The following is an 8,798-nucleotide window of genomic DNA, read 5'->3' on the forward strand; positions in this document are numbered from 1 at the left end:
TTCCTCATGTATATCAGTGTTTTTCGTCCAATTAGCGCATCGACGTTCCCTCGGGCAAAATTCTGGTTAAGGCAAAGGCATAACCATCCCAAAAAGGCTTTTGGGCCAGCTCCCTTCTTATCCTCGCTCAACCATCATCGCTACACCTTGTCCGCCGCCAATACATAAAGCAGCCACACCCAGCTTGCCCTCTCTCTTCTCCAGCTCATGCAGCAGCGTAACCAGAATGCGGGCTCCGCTTGCGCCAATCGGGTGTCCAATGGCAATCGATCCTCCATTGACATTTAACTTCTCTGATGCAACACCCAGCTCGCGGCCAACGGCTAAAGACTGCGAAGCAAAGGCTTCATTCAACTCAAATAAGTCAACGCTATCTAATGAAACGCCTGATTTGCGTAGAAGTTTAAGAACAGCATCAACAGGCCCCATACCCATCATGGATGGATCTAAGGCTGCATTCGCGTAGCCCTTAATTCGAGCTAAGGGCTTAAGTCCAAGCTCCTTAGCCTTAGCTGCAGACATAACAACCAGCGCAGCGGCTCCGTCATTAATGCCAGAAGCGTTGCCAGCCGTAACCGTTCCCTCTTTCTTGAAAGCTGGACGGAGCTTACCCAGAACTTCAGCCGTCGTACCCGCCCGAGGAAACTCATCCTGCGCGAACTGCACCGGATCGCCTTTTCTTTGCGGGATGGCAACAGGCACGATCTCATCCTTGAATCTGCCGGATGCAATCGCCTGTTCCGCCTTCAGCTGGCTCCAAGCGGCGAACTCATCCTGCTCTGCACGTGTAACGCGATGATGCTCCGCTATATTCTCGGCCGTGATGCCCATATGGATGTCGCACATTGCGCACCATAATCCATCCCGAATCATCGAATCCACCATCGTGCTGTCACCAAGCCGCAGGCCCGAACGAGCCCCTGACAGCAGATAGGGCGCCTGCGTCATATTTTCCATACCGCCTGCCACCACGGTATCTGCATCTCCAAGGCTCACAGACTGTGCCGCCAGCATGACGGCCTTAAGGCCCGAACCACACACTTTGTTAATCGTCATCGCTGGAACAAGTTGCGAATACCCCGCCTTCAGCCAAGCTTGTCGCGCTGGGTTTTGCCCTAGTCCAGCTTGAAGCACGTTACCCATGATGACTTCGTCTACTTGGCTGTCAACCAGATTAGCTCTCTTCAGAGCCTCTTGGATAACCGTACTGCCCAGCTGCGGAGCAGATATGTCCGCCAAGGCTCCCTGAAAGCTGCCAACGGCTGTTCGAACTGCGCTAACGATGACGACTTCTCTACTCATAACGATCTCCTTTACTTATCTGAAATTCACTTTGTAGGAGAGGGCTAATGGTAAAACGTGCTTCGGTGCTCACGAGAACCTCTTCCATCGTTACGCCTGGCTGTATGCTGGATAACACCATGCCCTCTTTGGTAAAATCAAAAACGGCTAAATCCGTGATCAGACGATTCACTACCCCTTTGCCTGTCAGCGGCAGGGTGCATGCCTTTTTAACCTTCGACTCACCAGATTTATTCACATGTTCCATGATGACAATGATCCGTTTGGCGCCGTTGACCAAATCCATAGCGCCGCCCATCCCTTTCACCATTTTTCCAGGAATCATCCAGTTGGCAAGATCACCGTTCTCCGCTACCTCCATACCGCCAAGAATAGCCAAATCAATATGGCCGCCTCGGATCATAGCGAACGACTCTGCACTGTCAAAAAAAGATGCGCCCGCTACAGCGGTTACCGTTTCTTTGCCTGCATTAATCAAATCCGGATCTTCTTCTCCTGCGTAAGGGTAGGCACCGATGCCCAGAAGCCCATTTTCCGATTGCAGCATAACCGTCATTTCCGGGGGAATATAATTAGCGACAAGTGTCGGCAAACCAATGCCTAAATTGACATACATGCCATCTTTTATTTCTTCGACTGCGCATTTGATAATCGCTAAACGGTCGTTTTTCATGCCGATACCTCCTTACTTCGAACGGTGAGACGCTCAACCCGTTTTTCATAGGACGCACCCTTTATAATACGCTGCACATAAATACCTGGCGTATGAATATCGTCCGGACTTAGCTCGCCTACCTGCACAATTTCTTCCACCTCAACGATCGTCACTTTCCCTGCGGCTGCTGCCAGCGGATTAAAGTTGCGCGATGTTTTGCGGAAAACCAAATTGCCCAGCGGGTCAGCTTTCCAAGCCTTGACCAAGGCAAAATCACCAATGATCCCTTTTTCCAACAAATAGGTGCGTCCTTCAAATGTTTTGTGCTCTTTGCCTTCCGCTACTAAAGTGCCTACGCCCGAAGCTGTATAAAACCCCGGAATGCCGGCTCCGCCAGCGCGAATTCGTTCGGCAAGCGTCCCTTGTGGAACCAGCTCCACTTCGAGTTCTCCGCTTAAGAACTGCTGCTCAAACGTTTTGTTTTCTCCCACGTAGGAGGAAATCATTTTCTTGATTTGTTTGTTGGCCAGCAGCAGTCCAAGTCCGCAATCATCAACCCCGCAGTTGTTGCTAACTACGCATAAATCTTTGGTCCCTTGCACTTTAAGCGCCGCAATCAAGTTCTCTGGAATCCCGCAAAGCCCGAAACCGCCAACAATTAACGTGGCTCCGTCACGAATATCCGCTACAGCTTCCTCCATGGAAGAACATATTTTATTCATGATGATCCCTCTCCTATTCCTATCCCTAGGTTGATCTATATTTACTGTGCTGTATATCCGCCGTCAATTAATAGGGAAGCTCCCGTTACACCTCGTAATTTATCGCTTGCAATCAACATCGCATAGTCAGCAATTTCCTCTACAGCTAATAGGCGCCTTTGTGGAACCAAAGGATAAATAACTTCTTCAAGGACACTTTCCAAAGGAACATTGCGCGTTTTCGCCAAGTCCTGCAGCTGCCCTCTAACGAGAGGTGTATCTACATAACCCGGGCACAAAGCGTTCACCGTGATACCGTGGGCAGCACCTTCCAGTGCCGCTACCTTCGTCAAACCAATCAACCCGTGCTTTGCGCTGTTATAGGCCGCTTTGCCTGCAAATCCAATGACTCCGTTGATCGAAGCCATATTAATAATCCGGCCAAAGCCTTGTTCCTTCATGATAGGAAAAGCATGTTTAATTCCGATAAAAGCGCCCGTCAGCATCACCTTGATCATGAATTCAAACTTTTCTACGGGGAAATCCTCAATAGGTGCAACATGCTGCAAGCCTGCATTATTGACGAGAATGTCCAGCCGTTTATAGGTTCGAACCACGGTTTCAATGGCTTCGACAAATTGTGGCTCCTGTGTTACATCACATTTGACCCCTATGGCTTCAAAGCCTTCTTCCTGCAACCGCAGCGCAGCCAGATTCGCTTGTTCTACATTGATGTCGGAAATGGCCACCTTGGCTCCTTCCCGTGCATAAGTGCGAGCGATTTCAAGACCGATACCGCTTGCAGCTCCTGTTATTAAAGCGACTTTATTTTCCAAGAACCTGGTCATTGCGTATACCTCCATCTTTAACTTTTAAAAAATCGATAAAATGATCGCGAGCACGAGAACCGTTACTGTTTTGATAACCGTAATTGCGAAAATATCCTTGTACGACTGTCGATGTGTCAGACCTGTAATGGCAAGGAGTGTGATAACGGCACCATTATGAGGAAGCGTATCCATCCCGCCTGATGCCATCGAAGCAATCCGGTGTAACAATTCCGGGCTAATCCCTGCATTATTGGCTGCTTCCATATATTGCTTACCCATGACTTCCAAAGCGATGGACAGCCCTCCTGATGCAGAGCCTGTTACGCCGGCCAGAACATTCACGGAAATGGCTTCAGAGATAAGCGGATGGGAACTTAAGCCCAAAATCCAACCTTGAATCGCCTTGAAGCCCGGCAGCGTTTTTACGACATTACCGAAACCTACTTCAGACGCTGTGTTGAAAATGGCAAGAAGTGCCCCTATTGCCGCTGCAGTCAATCCTGCCGCCAATTTACTTTGGACAACACGCGCATTAATGCAGATCGCCGAAAGAATACCGATGAGCAAGGCCACGATCAATGCCCAAGAGGACGACACTGTTTTTACGTTGGCAATATTAAACGTTTTCAAAAGTTCAGCTGAATACCAATTGTTTACCGTTAAGAAGCCTCTGCTCAGCAAATAGTTAAATACCAAGACCAGCACCAATGGGATGATGGACACCCAGAGATTCGGATATTTCTGATTCTCTAGCCCCTCAGGCTCATTCTTATGACCTAAGCCATAGCCTTCACCAGCAGCTTCCGCTTGCTTACGTCTGCGTTCCAACCAGAACAGCCCTAAGCCAAATACGATAAGACCGCCAATAATGCCAAGGATTGGAGCCGCGTAAGAATCCGTTCCGAAATAGGTTGTAGGAATAATATTTTGAATTTGCGGTGTCCCTGGAAGGGCATCCATTGTAAAAGTAAACGCTCCCAAAGCGATCGTACCGGGAATCAATCTCTTCGGAATATTCGCTTCTCGGAAGATCGAAACAGCGAAAGGGTAGACTGCAAACGCTACCACAAATAAAGAAACACCGCCGTACGTTAAGATACCACAAGCAAGAACAACAGAAAGCATCGCTCTTTTGGATCCTAATGCCTTCACTAACGATTGCGCAATGGAGGATGCCGCACCGTTCAATTCCATCACTTTACCGAACACAGCGCCCAATAGGAAAATCGGGAAAAAGTTTTTCACATAATTCGCTGCGTTCACCATATACACTTCTGTATAGCTCGGCATTAAGGCAATCCCCGAAATCAATACGGCCAGCAAGGTGAAAATCGGTGCGAACACGATGACCGGATAGCCTCTGTAAGCAAAAAACATCAGCAGGCCTAAGGATAACACAATCGCTACAATCTCAATAAACATGTTCTGTTCTCCTTTATCGTCATTTGTAAAGCGCTTCCAACTTGTCTGGTATGAATAAACGGTTTCAATTACATTTGGATTAATTTCAGTTTACATGCAGATACGCAAGAGGTAAAATTCATATTTGGAATGACAATCATGAAAAAATGCTATGGATCGGGGAGGGATGATCCTTTGGATTTACGCCAGTTAACTTATCTGCTTGAAATTGCTAAACACATGAATTTTACCAAAGCGGCCGAAGCCCTTCACCTCTCACAACCAACACTTAGCAAAATGGTGAAAAATATAGAAGAAGAACTGGGCGCTACTTTATTTGATCGTTCAGGTAAGTATGTTCAATTGACGGACTCGGGCGAGATTGCCGTTCAACAATTTCAAGTCATCGTTCAGGCTGTCCAAGATCTTCATCACCTCTTAGATGATGTCTCCAACCTAAAAAAAGGAACCATTACCATAGGGTTGCCCCCAGTAGTAGGTTCCGTTTTCTTTACACGAGTTATCGCAAAGTTCCAAATTAAACATCCAAATATCCACTTCCAACTTGTCGAAGAAGGCGCTAAGAATGTGGAAAGTCTTGTGCAAAATCGAAAGCTTGATCTCGGTGTCGTGGTTGGGCCTGTAGACACGTCTAACTTTGAAACCTTGCCTTTTCTCTTTCAAAAATTAGCACTCATCATCCATCGCTCTCATCAGCTAGCTGAGCAATCCAGCGTATCTCTGCTGCAGCTTAGAAATGAACCCTTTATCCTGTTTCCTAGCGGCTATGCCGTACGAAATCATGTCATTCATGCCTGTCGATCCATTGGATTCGATCCTTCCGTTGTCTATGAAAGCTCGCAGTGGGACCTTTTGGCCGAAATGGTTGCTTCGAATGCAGGTATTTCTATCATACCCGAGACGATTTGCAGTAAAATCACTTGTCCCGATGTACTTACACTACCTTTAACAGAGCCTTCTATTCCCTGGAATTTAGTCATTATTTGGCCTAAGGATCACTACGTCTCATACGCAATGCGTGAGTTTATTTCCTTTAGCCAAGAGCTGTCGGAGACACAGAACTGACGTATCAAGCCTTATTAATTCGTTTTCTTCCACTCCTCATACTGTCCTATTCTGGGCATGAGTCGCTCCCCGCTCAATCTGATTTCGCGTCTTAGTGTATCATCGAATCCGAAAAAAGAGCAACTGGGTAATTGATTTGAAAAGCGAGAAGGAGAAAGGATCAACGCTATAGAAGATTTCATACATCGAGTTCAATCAGGGGGTTACGAAATGACCATTGAGCAACAGCTAGAGAATCAAACCTTATTTTTTCAGGCTTTTCAATATGCTCCGATTGGTATGGTTCTCGTAGCCATTAATGGGAGCGTGCTCAAAGCAAATTCAACTGTCTGCTCGATCTTAGGCTTATCTGAGGAAGAATTGCTCCTTAAGAGCGTTCAAGAAATGACACATCCCGATGACTTAAACCTTGATCTTGCATATAGGGACCAATTAATAGAGGGTATGAGAGAGTCATACCAGATGGAAAAACGCCTGATTAACCAGCAGGGCGAGATTGTATGGGTACAAATAACGGTCTCCTTAGTGAAAAATAATGCTGGAGAACCCCTCTTTTTCATATCTCAGGTGATCAATATCTCCGACCAAAAAAGGACATATAACGAAATACAGAAGAAAAACCGCCTATTAATAGAAAGAGAACAGCGCTATCGATCCGTTGTAGAGCATGCTTTTGATTTCATTACCACGCACAACCCCGACGGAACCTATCTCTATGCATCTCCTTCCTGTTATGAAGTTCTTGGCTATACGCCTGAAGAAATGATCGGGAAGTCAGGTAATGAATTCCTTCATCCTGAAGATGTCCTACTCGGAACTCAGGATCATATAACTATCCTTCAAACAGACAAGCAGTCTAACAAGATCGTCCGTTTGCGAAAAAAGGATGGGATATATATATGGATCGAGTCGACAAGCAGTACCCTTCTAGATTCAGAAACAGGTGAAATGAAAGAAATTATCATCGTTTCCAGAGATATCACCGAACAAATCAAGAAAGAGCGTAACTTGCAGGACAACGAGCAGCGTTATAAATCCCTTTTCGACTATCATCCGGATTTAATTTATTCGATGGATTTGGAGGGCAACTATACCTCTATTAATCAAACTTTTGAGGAACTGATGGGTTATACGAAGCAGGAAATGATAGAGAATCCGCTAAACTTTCGGTCAGTCGTAGATTCTACAGATTTCGAAAAGGTAGAGCAACATTTCATTCAAGCGGCAAAAGGTATTGCACAACGATACGAGGCATCAGGTATCAATAAGAACGGGAGATATACGACCTTTGACGTGACCAATGTCCCGATCTTTGTCAATCGGCAAATCATTGGTGTCTACGGAATTGCTAGCGACATTACATACCGAAATGAATTGTGGAAAAGGCTAGAAGAAAGTCAAAGTCTATACCAACTCATTTCAGAGAATGCGCAGGATATTATTACATTTGCAACGCCTGATGGCGTAGTTAGTTATGTTTCCCCTGCTATTAGGACTTTACTTGGATATGAGCCTGATGAATATGTGGGCAAAGTCGCAATCGACTTCTGGCACCCGGATGATGTTGCCTCCTTTATCGATAAAAGTATTCTGCTAAAATCAGATGTAGATACGTTTACATGCCGAGTTCGCCATAAACAAGGAAACTATGTCTGGTTTGAAACAACGGCAAAAATCATTCGTAATGAAGGCAGGGAAATTGTTAAAGTATTAGCTGTGGGAAGAGATATTAGTGAAAGAAAACGTGCGGAGCAAGAGCTGAAAGCAGCAAAAGATCAGCTTGAATCCTTTATTGATCGAAATGTGGATCCGATTCTTATCCTTAATTTGGGAGATAGAGTCGTAAGATTCAATCATGCCTTTGAAAAAACATATGGATGGACGGAGTCCGAAATTGTTGGACTCCATATCCTTGAATTACCCAATATTCCACTTGAACTCCAACCAGAGGTCGTTCGTAATCTAGCTAGAATTAAATCGATTGAGGCCATCGAAGGATATGAAACGATTAGAAAAAGAAAAGATGGCGTACTTCTTACAGTTATGATTTCAAGTTTCGCTATGCGGGGTGAGAATGGACATATTAATGGTTGGGCTGTGATCCTAAGAGATATCACTGACAAAAAGCAAGCGGAAGAGCTCTTGATTAGGTCAGAAAAGTTATCCATTGCGGGTCAATTAGCGGCAGGAATTGCTCATGAAATTCGCAATCCGATCACTGCAATTAAAGGATTCGTTCAACTCATGAAATCTGGCATTGTCGAAAAAAAAATGTATTTGGACATCATGGTTTCCGAAATCGAAAGAATTGAAATGATTCTAAGTGAGCTATTAATTCTAGCAAAGCCTCAAATCATTCAAACGGAACTTACAGACATTCGGATGCTCCTAGCGCAAGTGACCACCCTATTAGATACGCAAGCCATTATCAACAATGTTCAAATCATCACGGAGTTTGATCCGGAAATTCCCCTTATTCTGTGTGATGAAAATCAATTGAAACAAGTGTGTATTAACTTTATTAAAAATGCGATAGAGGCTATGCCGAAAGGCGGTAATATCGTTATTCAATTAAAAAGTAACAATGAAAATCCAAATCAACTATTGCTTCGCTTTATTGATCAAGGGTGTGGGATTCCTGCACACATTCTTTCTAAGCTGGGAGAGCCCTTCTACACAACAAAAGAAAAGGGAACCGGACTAGGCTTCATGGTCAGTAAAAGGATTATAGAAAACCATCATGGAGAAATCGCGGTGTTTAGCGAGGAAAATAAAGGGACAACGATAGAGGTAAGTCTTCCTATCGCGCATTAAGGGATCGTA

Annotated in this window: 7 protein-coding genes; 2 read left to right on the forward strand and 5 right to left on the reverse strand. The window is 45.2% G+C overall.

Features of this window, described 5'->3' with window-relative positions:
- Positions 1 to 117 precede the first annotated feature (117 nt).
- The 5 genes from ASG93_RS02975 to ASG93_RS02995 are packed head-to-tail and all read right to left on the reverse strand — an operon-like array spanning position 118 to position 4,910.
- Positions 118 to 1,302 (reverse strand): acetyl-CoA C-acetyltransferase, encoded by a 1,185-nt coding sequence (locus ASG93_RS02975; RefSeq protein ID WP_056828657.1) that lies wholly within the window; start codon positions 1,300 to 1,302, stop codon positions 118 to 120.
- Positions 1,295 to 1,975, reverse strand: a complete 681-nt coding sequence (locus ASG93_RS02980; RefSeq protein ID WP_056828659.1) for a 3-oxoacid CoA-transferase subunit B — start codon at positions 1,973 to 1,975, stop codon at positions 1,295 to 1,297. The genes ASG93_RS02975 and ASG93_RS02980 overlap by 8 nt, the downstream gene beginning before the upstream one ends.
- Positions 1,972 to 2,679 carry a CoA transferase subunit A gene (locus tag ASG93_RS02985; RefSeq protein ID WP_056828660.1) on the reverse strand — a complete coding sequence of 236 codons (708 nt, stop codon included), beginning with the start codon at positions 2,677 to 2,679 and terminating at the stop codon, positions 1,972 to 1,974. The genes ASG93_RS02980 and ASG93_RS02985 overlap by 4 nt, the downstream gene beginning before the upstream one ends.
- A 41-nt stretch (positions 2,680 to 2,720) precedes the next feature.
- A complete protein-coding gene (locus ASG93_RS02990) occupies positions 2,721 to 3,506 on the reverse strand; it encodes a 3-hydroxybutyrate dehydrogenase (protein WP_056828662.1) in 786 nt (261 codons plus the stop codon).
- Positions 3,507 to 3,530: 24 nt separating this feature from the next.
- The gene (locus ASG93_RS02995) at positions 3,531 to 4,910 is read right to left on the reverse strand and encodes a GntP family permease (RefSeq protein ID WP_056828664.1); all 1,380 of its coding nucleotides are present in this window, start codon (positions 4,908 to 4,910) and stop codon (positions 3,531 to 3,533) included.
- A gap of 174 nt (positions 4,911 to 5,084) precedes the next feature.
- Here ASG93_RS02995 and ASG93_RS03000 point away from each other — a divergent pair, with 174 nt between their 5' ends.
- Entirely contained in the window at positions 5,085 to 5,975 is an 891-nt protein-coding gene (locus tag ASG93_RS03000; protein ID WP_056828666.1) for a LysR family transcriptional regulator, read from the forward strand.
- A 210-nt stretch (positions 5,976 to 6,185) separates the two neighbouring features.
- A complete protein-coding gene (locus ASG93_RS03005; protein ID WP_056828668.1) occupies positions 6,186 to 8,789 on the forward strand; it encodes a PAS domain S-box protein in 2,604 nt (867 codons plus the stop codon).
- The last annotated feature ends 9 nt before the right edge of the window (positions 8,790 to 8,798 follow it).

Origin of the sequence: Paenibacillus sp. Soil787, assembly GCF_001429545.1 — a bacterium.
In the GTDB taxonomy this organism is placed as follows: Bacteria; Bacillota; Bacilli; order Paenibacillales; family NBRC-103111; genus Paenibacillus_E.